The organism is Streptomyces sp. WAC 06738 (genome assembly GCF_003945505.1).
GTDB lineage: Bacteria > Actinomycetota > Actinomycetes > Streptomycetales > Streptomycetaceae > Streptomyces.
In genome coordinates this window covers 4939054-4957861 of record NZ_CP029618.1, presented here as the reverse complement: position 1 = coordinate 4957861, position 18808 = coordinate 4939054, and the positions used below count along the sequence as shown (strand labels likewise).

Annotated in this window: 18 protein-coding genes, 2 tRNA genes and 2 pseudogenes; 17 read left to right on the top strand and 5 right to left on the bottom strand. The window is 74.0% G+C overall.

Going from position 1 to position 18808, the window contains the following annotated elements:
- The first annotated feature begins 45 nt into the window (after nucleotides 1–45).
- Entirely contained in the window at nucleotides 46–846 is an 801-nt protein-coding gene (locus DMB38_RS21920; protein WP_125936623.1) for an SAM-dependent methyltransferase, read from the top strand.
- A gap of 37 nt (nucleotides 847–883) precedes the next feature.
- The gene (locus tag DMB38_RS21915; RefSeq protein WP_125936622.1) at nucleotides 884–4117 is read left to right on the top strand and encodes a BTAD domain-containing putative transcriptional regulator; all 3234 of its coding nucleotides are present in this window, start codon (nucleotides 884–886) and stop codon (nucleotides 4115–4117) included.
- On the opposite strand, the gene DMB38_RS21910 is transcribed toward DMB38_RS21915, so the two are convergent.
- Entirely contained in the window at nucleotides 4098–4889 is a 792-nt protein-coding gene (locus DMB38_RS21910; protein WP_125936621.1) for an ABC transporter permease, read from the bottom strand. The genes DMB38_RS21915 and DMB38_RS21910 overlap by 20 nt on opposite strands.
- Nucleotides 4886–5839 (bottom strand): ATP-binding cassette domain-containing protein, encoded by a 954-nt coding sequence (locus tag DMB38_RS21905; protein ID WP_125936620.1) that lies wholly within the window; start codon nucleotides 5837–5839, stop codon nucleotides 4886–4888. Before DMB38_RS21905 ends, DMB38_RS21910 begins: the two co-directional genes overlap by 4 nt.
- Before the next feature lie 299 nt (nucleotides 5840–6138).
- On the opposite strand from DMB38_RS21905, the gene DMB38_RS21900 reads away from it, so the two are divergent.
- The 5 genes from DMB38_RS21900 (at nucleotide 6139) to DMB38_RS21880 (ending at nucleotide 9455) form a co-directional block, all read left to right on the top strand.
- The gene (locus DMB38_RS21900; RefSeq protein WP_164716076.1) at nucleotides 6139–6522 is read left to right on the top strand and encodes a DUF805 domain-containing protein; all 384 of its coding nucleotides are present in this window, start codon (nucleotides 6139–6141) and stop codon (nucleotides 6520–6522) included.
- 89 nt (nucleotides 6523–6611) lie between these two features.
- Entirely contained in the window at nucleotides 6612–7037 is a 426-nt protein-coding gene (locus DMB38_RS21895; RefSeq protein WP_125936618.1) for a nucleoside deaminase, read from the top strand.
- Nucleotides 7038–7086: 49 nt separating this feature from the next.
- On the top strand, nucleotides 7087–7566 hold the full coding sequence (locus tag DMB38_RS21890; RefSeq protein WP_125936617.1) for an Rrf2 family transcriptional regulator: 480 nt from the start codon (nucleotides 7087–7089) through the stop codon (nucleotides 7564–7566).
- A gap of 69 nt (nucleotides 7567–7635) precedes the next feature.
- On the top strand, nucleotides 7636–8835 hold the full coding sequence (locus DMB38_RS21885) for an MFS transporter (protein ID WP_125936616.1): 1200 nt from the start codon (nucleotides 7636–7638) through the stop codon (nucleotides 8833–8835).
- Between the two features lie 161 nt (nucleotides 8836–8996).
- Entirely contained in the window at nucleotides 8997–9455 is a 459-nt protein-coding gene (locus tag DMB38_RS21880; RefSeq protein WP_125936615.1) for a hypothetical protein, read from the top strand.
- A 243-nt stretch (nucleotides 9456–9698) separates the two neighbouring features.
- Here the strand turns inward: DMB38_RS21880 and DMB38_RS21875 are convergent, their stop codons facing one another.
- Nucleotides 9699–10799 carry a hypothetical protein gene (locus tag DMB38_RS21875; protein ID WP_125936614.1) on the bottom strand — a complete coding sequence of 367 codons (1101 nt, stop codon included), beginning with the start codon at nucleotides 10797–10799 and terminating at the stop codon, nucleotides 9699–9701.
- Nucleotides 10800–11158: 359 nt separating this feature from the next.
- On the opposite strand from DMB38_RS21875, the gene DMB38_RS21870 reads away from it, so the two are divergent.
- From DMB38_RS21870 to DMB38_RS21860, 3 genes are read left to right on the top strand one after another with little or no spacing between them, the layout of a single operon-like run.
- Nucleotides 11159–11521 carry a VOC family protein gene (locus DMB38_RS21870; protein ID WP_125936613.1) on the top strand — a complete coding sequence of 121 codons (363 nt, stop codon included), beginning with the start codon at nucleotides 11159–11161 and terminating at the stop codon, nucleotides 11519–11521.
- A gap of 27 nt (nucleotides 11522–11548) precedes the next feature.
- Nucleotides 11549–11965 carry a metalloregulator ArsR/SmtB family transcription factor gene (locus DMB38_RS21865; RefSeq protein ID WP_125936612.1) on the top strand — a complete coding sequence of 139 codons (417 nt, stop codon included), beginning with the start codon at nucleotides 11549–11551 and terminating at the stop codon, nucleotides 11963–11965.
- A complete protein-coding gene (locus DMB38_RS21860) occupies nucleotides 11962–12459 on the top strand; it encodes an SRPBCC domain-containing protein (RefSeq protein WP_125936611.1) in 498 nt (165 codons plus the stop codon). Before DMB38_RS21865 ends, DMB38_RS21860 begins: the two co-directional genes overlap by 4 nt.
- Before the next feature lie 28 nt (nucleotides 12460–12487).
- Here the strand turns inward: DMB38_RS21860 and DMB38_RS21855 are convergent, their stop codons facing one another.
- Both DMB38_RS21855 and DMB38_RS21850 read right to left on the bottom strand, forming a co-directional pair.
- Entirely contained in the window at nucleotides 12488–13153 is a 666-nt protein-coding gene (locus tag DMB38_RS21855) for an SDR family oxidoreductase (protein WP_125936610.1), read from the bottom strand.
- Between the two features lie 314 nt (nucleotides 13154–13467).
- Nucleotides 13468–14849 (bottom strand): annotated as a pseudogene (locus DMB38_RS21850) (hydrolase).
- A 288-nt stretch (nucleotides 14850–15137) separates the two neighbouring features.
- Here DMB38_RS21850 and DMB38_RS21840 point away from each other — a divergent pair.
- The 7 genes and pseudogenes from DMB38_RS21840 to DMB38_RS21810 all read left to right on the top strand — a co-directional run bounded on the left by DMB38_RS21840 (nucleotide 15138) and on the right by DMB38_RS21810 (nucleotide 18788).
- Nucleotides 15138–15210: transfer RNA gene (locus DMB38_RS21840), tRNA-Thr, on the top strand.
- A gap of 46 nt (nucleotides 15211–15256) precedes the next feature.
- Nucleotides 15257–15329: transfer RNA gene (locus DMB38_RS21835), tRNA-Met, on the top strand.
- 91 nt (nucleotides 15330–15420) lie between these two features.
- Nucleotides 15421–15585 (top strand): 50S ribosomal protein L33, encoded by a 165-nt coding sequence (rpmG, locus tag DMB38_RS21830; protein ID WP_004571794.1) that lies wholly within the window; start codon nucleotides 15421–15423, stop codon nucleotides 15583–15585.
- 127 nt (nucleotides 15586–15712) lie between these two features.
- Complete coding sequence (locus DMB38_RS21825) at nucleotides 15713–16165, top strand: MaoC family dehydratase N-terminal domain-containing protein (RefSeq protein ID WP_125936609.1); 453 nt, start codon at nucleotides 15713–15715, stop codon at nucleotides 16163–16165.
- Nucleotides 16166–16171: 6 nt separating this feature from the next.
- Nucleotides 16172–16606, top strand: coding sequence for a MaoC family dehydratase (locus tag DMB38_RS21820; protein ID WP_047017514.1), 435 nt, complete (start codon nucleotides 16172–16174; stop codon nucleotides 16604–16606).
- A gap of 80 nt (nucleotides 16607–16686) precedes the next feature.
- The gene (locus DMB38_RS21815) at nucleotides 16687–17235 is read left to right on the top strand and encodes a TetR/AcrR family transcriptional regulator (RefSeq protein ID WP_047017513.1); all 549 of its coding nucleotides are present in this window, start codon (nucleotides 16687–16689) and stop codon (nucleotides 17233–17235) included.
- 102 nt (nucleotides 17236–17337) lie between these two features.
- Nucleotides 17338–18788, top strand: a pseudogene (locus DMB38_RS21810) (DHA2 family efflux MFS transporter permease subunit).
- The last annotated feature ends 20 nt before the right edge of the window (nucleotides 18789–18808 follow it).

The window sequence follows — 18808 nt, the reverse complement described above, 5'->3', positions numbered from 1 at the left end:
GTTACCTTGTGCGCACTGCTCGCGTGTCGTACAGGGGTGGGTGCCATGGCTGAGAACCACGCGCCGGTCGACGATTCCGTGCCGCATTCCGCGCGGATATGGAACTACTGGCTCGGCGGCAAGGACAACTACGAGCCCGACCGCGCCGTCGGGGACCAGATCGCCGCCGCGAATCCGCAGATCGTCGAGATCGCGCGGGCCCAGCGGGGGTTCCTGAAGCGGGCGGTGCGGTGCCTCGCCGCCGAGCACGGGATACGGCAGTTCCTCGACGTCGGCACCGGGCTGCCCACCGCCGACAACACCCACGAGGTCGCCCAGCGCGTCGCCCCCGGGTCGCGGATCGTCTACGTCGACCACGATCCCCTCGTCCTCGCCCACGCCCGCGCGCTGCTCGCCTCCGCGCCCCAGGGCGCCACCGACTACATCGACGCCGACCTCCACGACCCCGACGCCATCCTGGCGCGGGCCGCCGAGACACTGGACCTGAGCCGGCCCGTCGCCCTCGTACTGCTGGGGATCACCGCGCACGTCACCGACGACGCCGCGTACGACATCGTCGGGCGGCTCATGGCCGCGCTCTCTCCCGGGAGCTTCCTCGTGCTCTGCGACGACACCGAGGTGATCAGGCCCGCCGAGATGCGGGAGATGATCCGGCAGTGGAACGAGGCCGGGGAGAATCCCCGGATCAACCGCAGTCCCGCCCAGCTCGCCCGGTTCTTCGACGGGCTGGAGATGCTGGAGCCGGGGCTGGTGTCCGTGTCGCTGTGGCGTCCCGACGCCGCCGAGGTCGGCGCCCCCACCGCGGTCGACGATTTCGGTGCGGTGGCCCGTAAGCCCTCGCTATAGGCTGCCCGCACACCTGTTCCTCGCGGAGGGAGCCGCCGTGACCGGCCGCGTCGAGCTGACCTTTCTGTCGCGCGTCGCCTTCCACGGGCGGGAGATCACCGCGCCGCGCGTACGCAGCCTGCTCGCCCTGCTCGCCGGGGAGCTGCGGGGCGGGTGCAGCGTGGGGCGGCTGGTCGACGGGCTCTGGGGCGAGGAGCTGCCGGCCGATCCGGCGAACGCGCTGCGGATCCTCGTCTCCCGCGCCCGCGCCCAGGTCGGGGCGGACGTCGTCGTCAGCACGCCGACCGGGTACCGGCTGGTGCTGGCGCCGGAGCAGGTCGACACCGCGGCCGTCGCGCGGTGCGCCGAGGACGCGGCGCGCGCCGTACGCGCCGGGGACCACGCCGCCGCCCTCGCCGCCGCCGAGGAAGGACTCGGGTACTGGGACGCGCCGCCGGAGGCGGAGGGACTGCCCGGGGATCCGGTGGCGGAGCTGCGGGCCGAGCACGCCGCGGCGTACGCCGATCTCGTACGGGCCAGGGCCCTCGCCCTCGCCCGGACCGGCCGGCGCGCGGAGGCCGCCGCGCCGCTCGCCCGGCTCCACGCCGGCGCGCCCCGCGACGAGGAGGTGCTCGCGGAGCTGCTCCGCGCCGAGGCCGCGTCCGCCGGGCCCGCGGCGGCGCTCGCCCGCTACGACGCGTACCGGCGCCGGCTCCGCGACGACCTCGGCACCGACCCGGGCGCCGCGCTCAAGGCCGTCCACCAGGAGCTGCTACGGGCCGGGGCCCCCGCCGTCCGGCACGGCGTGCCGCACGACCCCAACCCGCTCCTCGGCCGCGACGCCGACCTCGCCGCGGTCGGCGCCCTGCTGCGCTCCTCCCGGCTCACCTCGATCGTCGGGCCCGGCGGCCTCGGCAAGACGCGGCTGGCGTACGCCGTCAGCCGGCGTGCGGAGCAGCAGCTCGTGCACTTCGTCTCGCTGGCCGGCGTCCGCGCCGACGAGGACGTGGCCGGCGAGGTGGCCTCCGCCGTGGGCGGGGGCAGCGGCACCCCCGGCGCCGACGTCCACGCCACCCTCGTCACCGCCCTCGGCGGGCAGCCCGCGCTGCTCGTCCTCGACAACTGCGAGCAGGTCGTCCACGGCGCCGCCGATCTCGTACGCGACCTGCTGACCAGCGCCGCCGACCTGCGCGTGCTCGTCACCAGCCGCGCGCCCCTCGGGCTCAGCTCCGAGGCCGTCCACCACCTCCCCCAGCTCACCCCCGAGACCTCCGCGGAGCTCTTCGCCCAGCGCGCCCGCGCCGCCCGCCCCGACGCCGAACTCCCGCCCGCCGCCGTCGCGGAGCTGTGCCGGCACCTCGACGGGCTGCCGCTGGCCGTGGAGCTGGCGGCGGCGCGGGTGCGGGTGCTGTCCGTACCGGAGATCGCGCGGCGGCTGGGCGACCGGTTCGCGCTGCTGCGCGGCGGGTCGCGGGACGCGCCCGAGCGGCACCGCACGCTGCACGCCGTCGTGGAGTGGAGCTGGAACCTGCTGGAGGAGGACGCCCGCGCCGCGCTGCGGACGCTGTCGGTCTTCCCCGGCGGCTTCACCGCGGAGACCGCGGAGCGGTTGCTGACCGGCGGGGACGCGCTGGAGCTGCTGGAGCAGCTCGTCGGCCAGTCGCTGCTGAAGGCCGCGGACACCGAGGCCGGGATCCGCTTCCACATGCTGGAGACGGTGCGGGAGTTCAGCGCCGCCCGGCGCGCGGCGGCCGGTGAGGACGAGGAGGTCACGGCCCGCTTCCTGGGCTGGGCGCGGGACTTCGGGGTCGCCCACCACGACGCGCTCTTCGGCCCGGAGCCGCTGCACCACTGGGCCCGCCTCCGCGCCGAGCAGGACAACCTCGTCCTCGCCCTGCGCTACGCCCTCGCCCGCGGCGACCACGCCGCGACCGCCGCGGCCGGCGCCGTCCTCGCCGGCGTCTGGATCACCGACTCGGCGAGCTTCCACCGCACCTTCGCCCTGGCCGCCGACACCGCACGGCCGCTCTCGCACTACCGCCCCGACCCGCGCCACACCGAGGTCACCCGCACCCTGTGCGCCCTGTGCGCCGCCGCCCCCTTCATGGGCTACGGGCCGCTCCACCCGCGCCACCTCGCCGCCCTGCGCCGCCTCCCGCCCGCCGAGCCGGACACCCTGCTGCGGGCGCTCGCCGTCGTGCTGTGCGCCGTGCCGGACGTGCGCCCGCCCCGCTTCGAGGCGCTGGACGAACTCCGGGCGAGCGACGCCCCGTTGCTCGCCGGCATCGCCGAGTGCGTCGTCAGCTACCTGCTGGAGCACGCGCACGAGCCGGAGCGCGCGCTGGCCGCCGCGCGCCGGATGCTCGTCGCGGTCGACGCCGTGCCCAACCCGTCCCTCAGCCTCCTCGCCCATTCCCGCTGCAGCGAGCTGTGCCTGGAGGGCGGCCTGGGCGAGGAGGCGTACGAGCATCTGCTGGCGGCGCGGGACGCGATGGCGCACCTGAGCGACCAGTCGCCGGTGACGGGGCTGCGGCGCGGGCTGGTGCTGGCGTGCCTCCAGCGCGGGAAGCCGGACGAGGCGGAGGAGTGGCTGCGGCTGGTGGAGGAGGCGCGGTCGCCGGCGGAGCAGCCGGAGCTGCTGGCGGCGGAGATGGCAGCGTGGGGCGAGATCGCGCTGTCGCGCGGGCTGACGGAGCTGGGGCTGAAGCGGTGGCGTACGGCGGTGGAGAGGCTGCGCTCCGGGCGGCCGTCGGAGCCGCCGTACCCGCCGGTCGCGGCGCCGGGGGCGGCGGCAGCGCCCCCCGCGTCACCGCCGGCCGCGCCTTCCGCCGCGCCGCCCGATCCCCTCGATGACTCCTGGGGCCTGCACGTCGCCGCCGCGGCCGTCGCCGCCCACGCGTACGCCGGCCGCCTGGAGCCCGTCGCCGGGCTCGTCGCGGAGGTGGAGCGCCGGATACGTACCCTCCTCTCCGACACCCCCGGCCACGGCTCCCGGCCCGACGGGGAGGTCCCCGCCGAAGCCTCCGTCGACGGCACCGCCGTGCTCTGCCTCGGCCTCGTCCGCCTCGCCGCGGGCGAGCCGGAGGCCGTACGGCTCCTGGCGCTCGCCGACCGGCTGTACGTACCGCAGGCGTTCCACCCCACGCTCTCCGTCGACCGCGCCCGCCGCGCCGCCCGGGACGCCGACGGGGCGGCGTACGCCGACGCGGTGTCGGAGTACGCCGCCCTGGGGCGGAGCGAGCTGCGCGAGGTGGCGCGCGGGCTCATCGCGCCTACTTCGGGTCGCGGTTGAACGACGCCTTGGACCACAGGTAGCCGAGCACGACCAGTCCCACGCACCAGGCGACGGCCAGCCACCCGTCGTGCCCGATCTCCGTGCCCAGCAGCAGCCCCCGCAGGGTCTCGATGGCCGGGGTGAACGGCTGGTACTCGGCGATCGGCCGGAACCACCCCGGCATCGCGTCGAGCGGCACGAACGCGCTGGACAGCAGCGGCAGCAGGATCAGCGGGGTGGCGTTGTTGCTGGCACCCTCGGCGTTCGGGCTGACGAGCCCCATGCCGACGGCGACCCAGGTCAGCGCCATCGCGAAGAGCGCCAGCAGCCCGAAGGCGGCGAGCCACTCCAGCACGGTCGCGTCGGTGGAGCGGAAGCCGATGGCCACGGCGATGGCGCCGACGAAGACGACGCTGGCCAGGCACTGCAGCACGCTGCCGAGGACGTGCCCGATGAGCACGGAGCCGCGGTGGATCGCCATCGTACGGAAGCGGGCGACGATGCCCTCGGTCATGTCGGTGGCGACGGAGACGGCGGTGCCGATCGTGGTGCTGCCGATGGTCATGAGCAGCAGTCCCGGCACGACGTAGGCGATGTAGACGTCGCGGTCGGGGGCGCCGCCGGCGAGGCCCGCGCTCATGGTGTCGCCGAAGACGTAGACGAAGAGCAGGAGCAGCATGACCGGGGTGAGCAGCAGGTTGAGGGTCATGGAGGGGTAGCGCCGGGCGTGCAGCAGGTTGCGGCGCAGCATGGTGGCGGAGTCGCGTACGGCCAGGGCGGGGGTGCTCATCGGGAGGCTTCCTTCTCGGGCGCGGCGGTCAGGGCGAAGAAGACGTCGTCGAGGTCGGGGGTGTGGACGGTGAGGGTGTCGGCGTGCACGTCGGCGGCCTCCAGCCAGTCGAGGATCGCGCGCAGCTCCCGCTGGGTGCCGTCGCTCGGTATCTGCAGCGTCAGCGCCTGGTCGTCGCGTACGGTCTCGCGCAGCTCGCCCGCGGCCCGCTCGTACGCCCCGGGGTCCTCGAAGCGCAGCCGCACGTGGCCGCCGGGGACGAGCCGCTTCAACTCGGCGGCGGTGCCCTGCGCGGCGATCCTGCCGCCGTGCAGCACGGCGATGCGGTCGGCGAGTTCGTCGGCCTCTTCGAGGTACTGGGTGGTGAGGAAGACGGTGACGCCGTCGGTCAGCAGCTCGCGGATGATCTGCCACATGTTGTGGCGGGAGCGCGGGTCGAGGCCGGTGGTCGGCTCGTCGAGGAAGATGATCCGGGGGCTGCCGACGAGGGTCATGGCGATGTCGAGGCGGCGGCGCATGCCGCCGGAGTAGGTGGCGGCGGGCCGGGCGGCGGCGTCGGTGAGGTCGAAGCGCTCCAGCAGTTCGGCGGTGATCCGGCGGCCCTCGGCGCGCGGCAGGTGGTGCAGGTCCGCCATGAGGCGCATGTTCTCCTCGCCGGTGATGAGGTTGTCGACGGCGGAGAACTGGCCGGTGACCCCGATCGCGGCGCGTACGGCGTCGGCGTGGGTGGCCGGGTCGTGGCCCGCGACGCGGATGGCGCCGGCGTCGGCGGTGATGAGGGTGGAGAGGATCTTCACGGCGGTGGTCTTGCCGGCCCCGTTCGGGCCGAGGAGGGAGAAGACGGTGCCTTCCGGCACGTGCAGGTCGATGCCGTCGAGGACGGTCTTGTCGCCGTACGACTTGCGCAGCCCGGTGGCGGCGATGGCGGGTGAGTCGGTGGTCGTCGTCATGCCCCGAAGCGTGCGGGGCACCGCGCTCAACGGCCTTTCAGCGCGATGTCAACGCCGGGCGGGCACGGAAAGCCGGTGAAATGCACAGGTCACGGCGGGCGCGGCGGCTGTTCGTGAGGGAACCGTGACGGCCGTTCGTACAACCGTGACATGAATCACGGCCTTGTGGGACTCCACGACCCATATACCCGATTCTCCGGTCTAGTCCAGACATGCGGTCACCGCTAGATTCCTCGCCTCCACTCTGCGTTCACCTGGAGGATCTCGTGAGTATCTGCTTCTTACCGTTCAGAAAGTACGTGGACTTCACCGGGCGGGCGGGCCGGCGGGAGTTCTGGTCGTTCATGCTGCTCACCCTGCTTCCGGGCGGCGCCCTCGTGACGGCGGCGGACTTGACCGGGTCGCTCGCGGTCTCGCTGGCGACCACCACCTACTTCCTGGCGACCTTCCTGCCCTCGCTCGCGGTGAGCGTCCGGCGGCTGCACGACTCGGGCATGTCGGGCTGGTGGATTCTCGTGGGGTTCTTCGGACCGTTGGGCTGGCTCGTGTACCTCGGCTTCATGCTGCGGAAGAGCGGCCTGGGAGACAACCGGTACGGGCGCCATCCGGATGCCGCTCCGATTCCGGTGCGCGAAGCGCCCTGGCCCCAGGCGAGCAGCATGCCGCGCGCCGACGGAGTGTGAGTCCCACACACCCGGGGTGTGGCGGCGGCCCCGCGGTCCTTCCGTCGGGTTGAATCCCCTTCGTCGGCCGGGTGGAGGGAGTGGTGGCGGTGGAGCGTGGTGAGGAGCGGTTTCTGCGGCGGGCGTTCGAGCTGGCGGCGCAGGCGCGCGGCGAGGGGAACGGGCCGTTCGGCTCGCTGCTCGTGGGGCCCGGCGGGGACGTGCTGGCGGAGGAGCGGAACACCGCCGCCACGGACGGCGACATCACCGCGCACCCCGAGCTGAAGCTCGCACGGTGGGCGGCGCGGGAGCTGGACGCGGAGACCGCGGCGGGGACGACGATGTACACGAGCTGCGAGCCGTGCGGGATGTGCGCGGGGGCGCTGGCGCGGTCGGGGCTCGGGCGGGTGGTGTACGCCCTGTCGGCGGGACAGCTACGGGACGTGCAGCCCGCCGCGGGCCTGCCGGCGGTGCGGAGCGAGGGGCCGTATCTGTACGACGAGGCGAGGCGCGTCGTCGAGGGGTACGTGCCGTAGCCGGGGGCCGTCCCCGTAGAAGACAATCGGGATGTGTAGCATCCCCTTTATGAACATGGGCGAAGGCGTCGAGTGGGGGCTGCACAGTTGTCTCACCTTGGCCTGGCTGCGGGACGCGGGGCCGGTGCCCATCCGCAGGCTGGCCGTCTGGTTCGACCTGCCGCAGGAGTATCTGAAGAAGCGCCTCCAGGCCCTCGCCCGCGCCGGGATCCTCGACTCCACGCCCGGCGCGCGCGGTGGGTTCTCGCTCGCGCGGGAGCCCGAGCGGATCACGCTCATGGACGTGGTGACCGCCCTGGAGGGGCCGCTGGAGCCGTTCGTCTGCACCGAGATCCGGCAGCAGGGGCACGGGGGGCAGGGCGCGGGGCGGGAGTTCGCCCGGCCGTGCGGGGTGGCCACGGCGATGCGCCGCGCGGAGCTGGCCTGGCGGCGCGAGCTGGCGGGGCAGACGGTCGCCGATCTGATGGCCGCCGCGCCGAGGGCGAGCGCGGAGCGCACGCGGCGGCAGTACGCCCGGCTGACAGGCTGAGCACGCCGCGCCCCTGCACGCCGTATCCCTGACGCCGTATCACGTACGCGACGCACGAAAGGAATGGGGATGTCAGATATCCCGGTCAACGGGCCCGCGGAGCCGGCCGCAGCCGCCCCGGCGCGCGGGCTCTCCGCCACCCTCGTCCTCGCCCTCGGCACCTTCGCCGTCGGCACCGACGCCTTCGTCGTCGCCGGCTTCCTCCCCGCCATGGCCGGCTCGCTCGACGTCTCCGAGTCCGCCGCCGGGCAGTCCGTCACCGTCTTCGCCGCCGCGTACGCCGTCCTCTCCCCCGTGCTCGCCACCGCCTGCGCCCGTGTCCCGCGGCGGACGCTGCTCGTCGGCGCCCTGCTCGTGCTCGCCGCCGCCAACCTCGGCTCCGCGCTCGCCCCCGACTTCGCCGTACTGATGGCAAGCCGCGTCCTCGCGGCCGCCGGGGCGGCGGCGTTCACGCCCGGCGCCGGGGCCGTCGCCGCCGCGCTCGCGCCGCCCGAGCGGCGGGCGCGGGCGCTGGCGGTCGTCATCGGCGGCCTGACCATGGCCACCGCGCTGGGCGTGCCGCTGGGCACGCTCGCCGAGCGGGCGGTGGACTGGCGCACGGCGCTGGGGCTCGTCGCCGCGCTCTGCGCGGTGTGCGCGCTCGGCGTCTACGCCGTCATGCCCCCGCTGCCCGGCGGTGCGCCGGTGCCGCTGCGGGCGCGGCTGCGCGCGCTGCGCCGTCCCGGGGTGCTCGCCGTGCTGCCGCTCACCGCGCTGGGCATGGGCGCGGGGTACACGGTCTACGCGTACACCGTGCCCGTCCTGGCGGACGTGGGCGTGGACGCCTCGGGGGTGGTGTGGATGCTCTGCCTGTACGGAACCGGGGCGGTGGCGGGCAACTTCGCCGCCGGTCTGGCCACCGACCGCTGGGGTGCGGTGCGGGTGCTGGCTTTCGGGTACGCGCTGATGGCGGCGGGCCTCGGCGTCCTCGCGCTCTCGGCCGCGGCGGGGCTGCGCTTCCTGCCGCTGACGGCGGCGGCGATGGCGGCGTGGGGCGCGAGCAGTTGGTGCCAGACCCCGCCGCAGCAGCACCGGCTCATCTCCGCCGCGCCGCAGGAGACGGCGCTCGTGGTGGGGCTCAACGCCTCGGCGATCTACACCGGCATCGGGCTCGGCACGCTGCTCGGCGGGGCGCTGCTGCCGCTCGGTACGGCGGAGGCCGCGACGGCGGGGGCGGTGCTCGCGGTGGCGGCGGGGGCGTGGCTGGCGGGCACGCGCCGGTACCGCTGAAGGCGGGCCGGGGCGCGTGCGCGCCGGGCAGGCCCCGTACCCGCGCGGGCCCTCAACTCCGCCGCGCGGGCACCCCGTTGGCGGAAGCCGACGACCGTACGCGCCGAGGACTGTGGCCCCGGCGCACCTCCGCCGCGGCGGCCGCCGTGCTGCAATCGACTATGGCCACGACCACCGACGGCACCCCACCGGCCACCCCGGACGAGCCCGCGCACCGGCTGCGTACCGAAGTGGAGCGGTTACGCGAGGACGCGACGCGGCAGCGGAAACTCGCCCACCGCAGGGCCGAGTTCTGGGCCAGGGCCGACATCGCCCTCGGCCTCCCGGCCGCCCTCCTCGCCGCCGTCTCCGGCGCCGCCGCGCTGGCGTCCGCGGACGCGCGGGTGCCGGCGGCGCTGGGCACGCTGGTCTCGGCGGGGTTCGCGGCGGGGGCGGCGTTCCTGCGCAGCGAGCGGCGGCGGCTGGCGAACAAGTGGTCGCGGCAGGCGTGGGCCGCGGTGGAGGCGCGGGCCACCGTACTGCTCACGCGGGACGACATCGGCGCCGCGGACCTGGCCGGCCTGTTCGAGCTGCGGCAGGCGGCCCTCGCGGCGTACGAGGGCGACGAGACCCGTTCCTGAAGGCTGAGCGGCAGCGAGCCCCGCCACCACGACTCACGGTCAGCCGAGACGCCCCGAACGGTGCTGAGCCCCCTGACGCCGGCGTTCGCCCCGTATCCGACGCGCACTGACCGAGTCCGTGGTCCGGGAACGCGGGGCAGAGTTCCGCGGCCCGCAACCGGTGGAGAGCGTGGCGTTCTGCATGAGGACCATCGAGTACCCGGGCGAGGTGGGCACGGCCCGCCAGGGGCCGTGCCCGTCGCTTCAGAAGTCGACGATTTCGCCGCCCATGGACTGCCAGCCGGCCGGGTTCCACCCGCTGCCGGCTACGCCCTGCCATCTGACCATGATTGTTCCTTCGGTACCGCGGGCGTAGACATCGAGTCGCCCGTCCGAGTTCCGGGCCACCGCGGGAGCACTCGTCAGATTGCCGCCGAGCGACTCCCAGGAAGACCAGCCGTCGCTCGGATTGATCTGCCAGATGTGCCAGATGGCTTGGTCAGGGCCGAGGCAGAAGATCTCCAGCCGCCCATCGGCGTTCTGAGCGACCACGGGGTCGGAAGCCAACTCCCCCACGGGCGGTCGGCCGAGGGACCTCCAGCCCTCGTTCCAGCCGTTGCTGGGCGCGACCTGCCACCTGACGTACAGCTCGCCGTCGGCCCCGAGCGCGTAGACGTCCAGCCGCCCGTCCTGGTTCAGCCCGGCAGACGGATTCCCTCGCAGCGTGAGGGGACTGCCGTCCTCTGTTCTGCCGTCGAGCGTCCCCCACTCCTCCACCCAGTCCTTGTCACCATCGGGATGGGTCTGCCAGAGGTTTCGCAGGACGCCATCGTTGTCGATGGCGAAGATCTCCAGTCGGCCATCTGCGTTCCTGGCCACCACGAGGTTGCTTGCCATCCTGTCAGGCAACTGCTCCCAGATATCCCTGTATCCGGTATTGTCAGGCTTTTGCCACTTATGCCAGATGGTGTTGTCGGTGCTGCGGACGAACGCATGGAGTCGGCCATCGGCGTTCTGTGTCACCACAGGGTCCGCAGCCAGCGCCCCACCTGGCGGTTGACCGAGGGACCTCCAGCCCTCTGCGTTCCAGCCGTTGCTGGGCGCGACCTGCCATCTGACGTACAGCTCGCCGCCGGTCCCGCGGACGTAGACGTCCATCCGGCCGTCTCTGTTCATGGCGGCAACCGGCTCGCCACCCGCAACCGAGCTTCCGTCCAGTTGCTGCCACTCGTCCTGGTTCCAGCCGTTGCCGGGCGCGGTCTGCCATCTGTGATAGATGGTCTTGTTACCCGCGCGGCCGAATATCTCCAGTCGCCCATCTGCGTTGGGAAGGACCCTGACGCGCGAAGTGGCCGGCTGCTGCATCTTTAAGCTCCTTGAGGTCGGTACCCCCGGCCAGCTTCTCCGGGACACTCCGCAGTCGCACGACGGCCGAGCCGAACGAGTGAACCGGTGCGGCGCCGACCCGCTCCCCCCATTGAGGCGACCTTGCTCCCGCCCCGCAGCGGCCTGGCCCGCCCCGGCTCACGAACCGGCCCGACGGCCAGACACCGACCCCTGCCGCTGACCGCGACCCCGGGAAGGCCGAGGGCGACGAAGGGCGCCGCCTATCGCAGCCCGGACGCACTCGCCCACGCGCGCCAGAACATGCCCGCGCACACCCGACCGCCGGCGGTGGACAACCCCGCCGATACGTAGGAGATTTCCTACGTATTATCTGCCGCATGAACATCACCCATGCGCAGTTCGTGACCCTGCCCGTCGCTGACCAGGACCGGGCCAAGACCTTCTACACCGGCGCCCTCGGCTTCGACGTCGTCGCCGACCGGCGGATGGGGCCCGTCCGCTGGCTCGCCGTCGCGCCGAAGGGCGCGCAGACCCACTTCGTGCTCGCCGCCGCGGAGCAGGGCTTCACCCCCGGCAGCGTCCACGGCACGGCGCTCGTCAGCGCCGACCTCGACGGCGATTGCGCTGCTCTGCGCGCCGCGGGCGCTAAGGTCGAGGGCCCGGACGACCAGCCGTGGGGCCGCCAGGCGACTCTGGAGGACCCCGACGGCAACCGGTTCGTGCTCTCCGCGGAGGGCTGACGCCCGGGGAGAGAGGAGACGGCGGACTTGCCTGCGACACAGGACACCCGCGGCGAGGACCGCGTCTTCGGCGCGCTGTCCAGTCCCGTACGGCGCGAGGTGCTGCGGCTGCTGCGTGACGAGGGCCCCCAGCCCGTACAGCAGTTGGCGGCGCACTTCGACATGCGGCGGCCCAGCCTCTCGGAGCATCTGAAGGTGCTGCGGGAGGCCGGGCTGGTCAGCGAGGAGCGGGCGGGGCGGCAGCGGATCTACCGGCTGGAGGCGGAGCCGCTGACGGAGGTACGGGACTGGCTGGGGCCGTACGAGCGGTTCTGGCGGGCGAAGCTGGCTGGCCTGGCGGAGCTGCTGGACGACCTGCCGGAGGCGGACGGCGACGGGGGCGGGGGCCCTGCGGATCGTGCCGATGGTGCGGATCGTGCGGGCGGATCCGGGGCCGGTGCATGAGCGTCCCCGGCTTCCCCGAGCCCGCGGACCCCACCGAGATCCGGCTCGACGCCTTCCTCCCCCACCCGCCCCGCACGGTGTGGCGGGCCCTCACCGAGCCCGGACTGCGCGCCCGCTGGCTCATGCCGGGCGACTTCCGCCTCGAAGTCGGCCACCGCACCACGATGCGGGCACTCCCCCGCCCCGGCACCGGCTTCTCGGGCACGGTCGCGGAGGAAGTCCTCGCGTACGAACCGGAGCGGATGCTCCGCGTCCGCTGGACCGACGCGGAGCCGGGCGCCGAGGGCGGCACCGGGGACGGGACCGGGCCCGTGACCGCCGACTGGACGATCACCTGGACCCTCGCCCCCGAGGGCCGCGGCACCCGCCTCTTCCTCGTCCACGCCGGCTTCGACCCCGACGACCCGCTCCAGCGCCGGGCCCACCGGATCATGGGCGGCGGCTGGTCCTCGCAGGTGCTCCCGGCGCTGGCGGAGATGCTGCGGAAGGGCTGACCCGGGGCGGCGGCCCCGCCGGCCGCGGCTATTCCCTGGCCGCCACCGCCGCGACCGCGTCCAGCACCGGAGTGCTGCCCTCGACGAGTTCCAGCGTCAGGCCCACCGTCCGGGGCTCGTCCAGGAGCGCGACCAGCACCGCGGCCACGTCGTCGCGCGGGACCGCGGAACGGCCCGTCTTCGCGGCGAGGTTGACCAGGCCGGTACCGGCGTCGTTGCGCAGCGACCCGGGCCGCAGGATCGTCCAGTCCAGGCCGTCCCGGGCCTGCACGTACTCGTCGGCGGCGGTCTTCGCCCGCAGGTACGCGGAGAACACCGGGTCACCGCCGGCCGGGGGCTCGCTCCCGGCGCCCATGGACGAGACGACGAGGAAGCGCCGCACGCCGGCCGCCACCGCGGCATCGGCGAAGAGCACGGCGGCACCGCGGTCGACGGTGTCCTTGCGCGCCTCACCGCTGCCGGGTCCCGCACCGGCGGCGAACACCGCGGCGTCGGCGCCTTCGAGGAGCCGGACGACCTCGTCGGCGCCCGCGGACTCCAGGTCGCAGACGAGGGGTTCGGCACCGGCGGCCCGCAGGTCGTCGGCTTGCTCCGGGCGGCGGATGATCCCCGCGACTTCGTCGCCCCGGGCGGCGAGCAACCGCTCAAGCCGCAGGGCGATCTGACCGTGTCCTCCAGCGATGACGATGCGCATGGCTCCGACCGTAACGCCTGACCGCCCGACACGCGCGACGTGCGGCAACTGGCGGGCCGGGAGCCCGCGTCGCCTCCCCCGCCACACCCCCGGGCCCTGCGCCGCACGCGCCACGGGCGGGACTCCCACCCGCACGCCCCCCGCGCGCGTTCCCCACCCGCACGCCTTCCCCTCACACACCGTCACCCGCACGCCCGCCCAAGGGTATGCGCCCCCTCTGACAACGACGGCCGGCCCGCGGCCGCCCGCCCCTCCCCCGGGTCGCCCCCAGGGGCCCCGGGGGCCACCCGCCCCCGAGCCTGAAAAGCCGGTCCTCAGCCCGCCGTACGCCGCAGGCCCTGGCGGGGCAGGTCCAGGTCCGCGGCTCCCGAGTCGCAGTACTCCCGCACCGCGCTCGTACGGGCCACCACCCGCCCGCGGTGGATCACGACCCGGCTGTACCCCAGCGACAGCGCACCCGCGACCGAGTCGCCCCGCACCGCCAGCAACTCCGCGGGGAATCCCGCCTCCACCCGCACCTCAGGCAGCCCCAGCACCGCGCGCGCCTGCCCGGCCACCGTCGCGTACGCCGCCGCCGGGTCGGCGTCGCCCGCCGAGGCGAGGAGGTACGCGGACTGCAGCGGATCCCCGCGCCCCACGGGGTTCGCCCCGTCGCGTACGGCACCGGTCCCCGCCGCGACGCGCACGCCGGCGGCGCGCAGCAGCCGCACGGGGGCGTACGCGAACGGCCGCGCGCCGCGAGCCGGACCACCGCCACCCGCCCCCCGCACCGCACCGCAGTCGCCCTGCGGCAGGCACACCACCGCCACGCCCGCACCCGCGAGCCGCTCGGCCACCCCCGCCGCCGTCTCGTACGGCACCCGCGCCAGCCCGCCGCACGGCCCGACGGCCACCCCGCACCGCAGCTCCCCCGCCACCGCCGCCACCCGGTCGAGCCGTGCGGGATCCGTGCCGTCGCAGTGCAGGTCGACCGCGCACCCGTGCTCCGCGGCCACGCGCAGCACCGCCTCCGCGTACCCCGCCGGGTCCGGGTCCAGGTCCGGGCAGCCGCCGACCGCCGTCGCGCCCATGGCGACGGCGTCCTGGAGCAGCGCCCGCCCCCGGGCCCCCGCGACACCGGTCAGCACCGGGGCCACGGCGACCACGGCGACGTCGGCGAGCCCCCGCAGCGCGGCCCGGGCGGCGAGCACGGCGCGGAGGCCGTCGAGCCCGGCACCGGCGCCGATCCGTACGTGCGTGCGCAAGGCGGTGGCGCCGTGCCCGAGTTGGAGCAGCGCCGCCTCGACGGCCCTCCGCTGCACACCGGCACCGGCAGCCCCCGCACCCCCGCCGGCCCCCGGGGCACCCACGCCCGCACCCGCACCCGCACCCGCACCCTCACCAGAGCCCACCCCAGAACCCACCCCCGAACCCGCACCCGCCGCATCCCCCGCCCCCGTCAACGCCACGTCCAAGTGCGCATGCGCCTCCACCGGCGCCGGCAGCAGCACGTACCCCCGAGATCCACCCGCGCCCCGCACCCGCCCGCCGGCCCCGCCAGGCTCCCCGCCGGCCCCACCGCCAGGATCCGGCCGCCCCCGAGCCGCACGTCCACCGTCCTGCCGTCCGCGAGCCGCGCGCCGCACAGCACAGGTGTTCCCTCCTCCTCCTGCGCGGACCCGTGCCGGGGCTGGTACGGAGGGCTGCTGGGGGGCATGTGACTCCTGCGGGCAGGTCAGGGTAAACATCCATGATGTGAGCAAAATCGCACAGTCATGATCAAAAGCCATCAGACTGTATCGAGCAGCGCGAACGAGCCTAGGCGGGGCGGGCGCGCACGCCGTGGAGGAGGGAAAAGTCGTATCGGCGTGGCAACCGGCAGGTCCCGCGCACCGCCGGCGCAGGTCCGCCCACGGGCGGTGATCGGCGTGTTCGAGCGGGCGCGATCAAGGGAGGGTTACTGATTTCACCTTCGGCCGCTCAGCGTGTAGTGTCTTCATCGCTCGCCCCAATAGCTCAGTCGGCAGAGCGTCTCCATGGTAAGGAGAAGGTCAACGGTTCGATTCCGTTTTGGGGCTCTGATGCGGTTCGCACCTCGCTATCCTGGGAGGCGCAGAGCATCGCAGCGGTGTAGCTCAGTCGGTAGAGCAAGCGGCTCATAATCGCTGTGTCACCGGTTCAAGTCCGGTCACCGCTACTCACCTCAAGTAGCCGATTGCAGGGTCGGACCTTCGATCGGCTACGCTTTCTGCGTTGAAGAAGCTGTCCGTTCGTCAAGGAGCACTCACGTGGCTGCCACAGACGTCCGCCCGAAGATCACGCTGGCCTGCGTGGAGTGCAAGGAGCGGAACTACATCACCAAGAAGAACCGGCGCAACGACCCGGACCGTCTTGAGATGAAGAAGCACTGTCCTCGCTGCAACGCCCACACGGCGCACCGCGAGACTCGCTGAACGCAGGCCATCGAACCCCTCGTCCCGTCCGGGACGAGGGGTTCGCCGCGCTTCACCCCGCGCACGCACAGCCGCCACCCCCACCCCACACCCCGCCCCCGGCCCCGCCCGCGCGACAGGAGGGTTCATGCCGCTCGATCAGTCCTTCGTGGGCCGGAGTTATCCGCCCACCGCCCCCTACGAGGTGGGCCGGGAGAAGATCCGCGAGTTCGCGGAGGCGGTCGGCGACGCGAACCCCGTGTACACCGACCCGGACGCCGCGAAGGCCCTGGGCCACCCCGACGTGATCGCGCCGCCGACGTTCGTGTTCGCGATCGCGTTCCGGGCGGCGGGACAGGTGATCGCGGACCCGCAGTTGGGGCTCGACTACAGCCGCGTGGTGCACGGGGACCAGAAGTTCGCGTACAGCCGTCCGGTACGGGCCGGCGACCGGCTCTCCGTGACGTCGACGATCGAGTCGATCAAGTCGATGGCCGGGAACGACATCATGGACGTGCGCGGCGAGGTCCGCGACGAGTCGGGCGAGCACGTGGTGACGACGATCATCAAGCTGGTGGCCCGCGCCGCCGGGGAGGACTGAGGGCCGATGGTGGCGAAGGTGGCGTACGACGCCGTCGAGGCCGGTACGGAGCTGCCGGCGCAGTCGTTCCCGGTGACCCGCGAGACGCTGGTGCGCTACGCGGGCGCGTCCGGGGACTTCAACCCGATCCACTGGAACGAGCGGTTCGCCAAGGAGGTCGGGCTGCCGGACGTGATCGCGCACGGCATGTTCACGATGGCCGAGGCGATCCGGGTGGTCACGGACTGGGTCGGCGACCCGGGCGCGGTGGTGGACTACGGGGTCCGCTTCACCAAGCCGGTGGTGGTGCCGGACGACGGCGTGGGCGCGGTGATCGAGGTGTCGGGCAAGGTCGCGCAGAAGCTGGACGACGAGGCGCGTACGGTCCGGGTGGACCTGACGGCGACGAGCGCCGGGCAGAAGGTGCTGGGGATGTCGCGGGCCGTGGTGAGGCTGGCGTAGCGGCACGAGGGCGGGGCCCGCACGAGCGGCCGGGGTTGACAAGTTAGTGATTGGTCAATAACTTACTTCTCATGGCAAGGATGAGCGCAGAAGAGCGACGCGAGAGCGTCATCCGCGCGGCGATCACGGAGTTCGGCCGCGGCGGCTACCACGGCACGTCCACCGAGTCGATCGCCAAGCGGGTCGGCGTCTCGCAGCCGTACCTCTTCCGCCTCTTCCCCAACAAGCGCGCCATCTTCCTCGCCGCCTCCCTGCGCTGCATCGAGGAGACCGCGGCCGTCCTCCGCGCCGCCGCCGAGGAGGCGCCGGCGGGGACCGAGGAGAAGGCGATGGCCGTGGCGTACCAGCGGCTGATCGAGGACCGCGACCGCCTGATGATGCAGATGCAGATGTACGTCGCGGTGGCCACGGCCGAGTCGGCGGGCGACCACGAGTTCGGCGAGCCCATCCGGGCCGCCTGGTCCGACCAGCTCTACGACTTCGCGCTGCTGACGCTCGGCGGGGACGCCGACACGGCGGCCACCTTCCTCGCGTACGGAATGCTGATCAACACCCTCGTCGCCCTCGGCTACGCGCCGCGGGAGCGGGTGTGGGACGGCTTCTGGCCCGAGACCCTGCCACGCACCTAGCGCGCCCCACCCCGCCACACCCGGCACCGGCACACCCGGCCCGCACACCGCACACGCATGCCCGCGAAAGTTATTGACTGATAACTAATCCGGAGGGAACCCATGCCCGCCCCAGCCAGCACCGGCGACCGCCGCCGCCTCGGCCCCACCTTCTGGGCCCTGCTCCTCACCAGCCTCGCCAGCTTCATGGGCGCGCTGGACAACCTCGTCGTCACCACCGCGCTCCCCGCCATCCGCGACGACCTCGGCGGCGGCATGGAGGACCTGGAGTGGACGGTCAGCGCGTACACGCTCACCTTCGCCGTCCTCCTCATGCTCGGCGCCTCGCTCGGCGACCGCTTCGGCCGCCGCCGGATGTTCGCCGTCGGCATCGGCGTCTTCACCGCCTCCTCCGCCGCGGCCGCGCTCTCCACCGGCATCGACGGCCTGGTCGCCGCCCGCGCCGTGCAGGGCGTCGGCGCCGCGCTGCTGATGCCGCTCTCGCTGACCCTGCTCTCCGCCGCCGTACCCGCCGCGCGCCGCGGCATGGCGCTCGGCGTCTGGGGCGCGGTGCAGGGCCTGGCCGTCGCGTCCGGGCCGCTGGTCGGCGGGGCGCTGACCGAGCACATCTCGTGGCACTGGATCTTCTGGCTGAACGTGCCCGTCGGCATCGCGCTCATCCCGCTGGTCCGGCTGAAGCTGGCCGAGAGCCACGGCCCCAACGACCGCCTCGACATCCCCGGCACCGTGCTCGCCAGCACCGCGCTCTTCGGCCTCATCTACGCCCTGGTCCGCGGCAACGCCGACGGCTGGACCGCCGCCCCCGTTCTCGCCGGGCTGATCGCGGCGCCGGTGCTGCTGACCGCCTTCGTCGCGTACGAGCTGCGCGCCGCGAACCCCATGCTGCCCATGCGCCTCTTCCGCAACCGCAGCTTCAGCGCCGTCAACGCGGCGAGCGTGCTGATGTTCGTCGGGATGTTCGGCTCGATCTTCCTGCTCAGCCAGTTCCTCCAGGGCGTCGGCGGCTACTCGCCGCTGGAGGCCGGCCTGCGCATGCTGCCGTGGACCGCGATGCCGCTGATCGTCACCCCGATCGCCGGCGCGCTCTCCGACCGCATCGGCGGCCGGCCGATCATCGCGGCCGGTCTGGCGCTGCAGGCGGTGGGGCTGGTGCTGTGGGCGGTGGCGGTCGAGGTGGGCTTCTCCTACGGGTCGATCCTGCCGGCGCTGACGGTGAGCGGCGTGGGCATGGCGATGTACTTCGCGCCCTCGGCGAACGTCGTCCTGTCCAGCGTCGCCCCGGAGGAGCAGGGCATCGCCTCGGGCGCGAACAACGCGCTCCGCGAACTGGGCGGCGCGCTGGGCATCGCCCTGCTGGCGGCGGTCTTCTCCGCCCAGGGCGGCTACGAAACGGGCCAGAGCTTCGTCGACGGCCTGACGCCGGCACTGTGGGTCGGCGCGGCGGGGTGGGTCTGGGTGCGCTGCTGGCGCTGCTGATCCACAAGCACCGGAGCCCGGCGGCGTCCGCGCCGCTGGCGGCGCCGGAGGAGGACCGTACCCCGGTGGGGGTCTGACCCTGCTGCTCTCGGGGCCG

Excerpts from the sequence above, each read along its gene's own strand:
- DMB38_RS21890 (WP_125936617.1), top strand. The coding sequence starts at position 7,087 with ATGAACATGGGCGAAGGCGTCGAGTGGGGGCTGCACAGTTGTCTCACC.
- DMB38_RS21855 (WP_125936610.1), bottom strand. The coding sequence starts at position 13,153 with ATGCGCATCGTCATCGCTGGAGGACACGGTCAGATCGCCCTGCGGCTT.
- DMB38_RS21815 (WP_047017513.1), top strand. The coding sequence starts at position 16,687 with ATGAGCGCAGAAGAGCGACGCGAGAGCGTCATCCGCGCGGCGATCACG.
- DMB38_RS21910 (WP_125936621.1), bottom strand. The coding sequence starts at position 4,889 with ATGAGCACCCCCGCCCTGGCCGTACGCGACTCCGCCACCATGCTGCGC.
- DMB38_RS21875 (WP_125936614.1), bottom strand. The coding sequence starts at position 10,799 with ATGCAGCAGCCGGCCACTTCGCGCGTCAGGGTCCTTCCCAACGCAGAT.
- DMB38_RS21905 (WP_125936620.1), bottom strand. The coding sequence starts at position 5,839 with ATGACGACGACCACCGACTCACCCGCCATCGCCGCCACCGGGCTGCGC.
- DMB38_RS21820 (WP_047017514.1), top strand. The coding sequence starts at position 16,172 with ATGGTGGCGAAGGTGGCGTACGACGCCGTCGAGGCCGGTACGGAGCTG.
- DMB38_RS21825 (WP_125936609.1), top strand. The coding sequence starts at position 15,713 with ATGCCGCTCGATCAGTCCTTCGTGGGCCGGAGTTATCCGCCCACCGCC.
- DMB38_RS21860 (WP_125936611.1), top strand. The coding sequence starts at position 11,962 with ATGAGCGTCCCCGGCTTCCCCGAGCCCGCGGACCCCACCGAGATCCGG.
- DMB38_RS21885 (WP_125936616.1), top strand. The coding sequence starts at position 7,636 with ATGTCAGATATCCCGGTCAACGGGCCCGCGGAGCCGGCCGCAGCCGCC.
- DMB38_RS21870 (WP_125936613.1), top strand. The coding sequence starts at position 11,159 with ATGAACATCACCCATGCGCAGTTCGTGACCCTGCCCGTCGCTGACCAG.
- DMB38_RS21920 (WP_125936623.1), top strand. The coding sequence starts at position 46 with ATGGCTGAGAACCACGCGCCGGTCGACGATTCCGTGCCGCATTCCGCG.
- DMB38_RS21880 (WP_125936615.1), top strand. The coding sequence starts at position 8,997 with ATGGCCACGACCACCGACGGCACCCCACCGGCCACCCCGGACGAGCCC.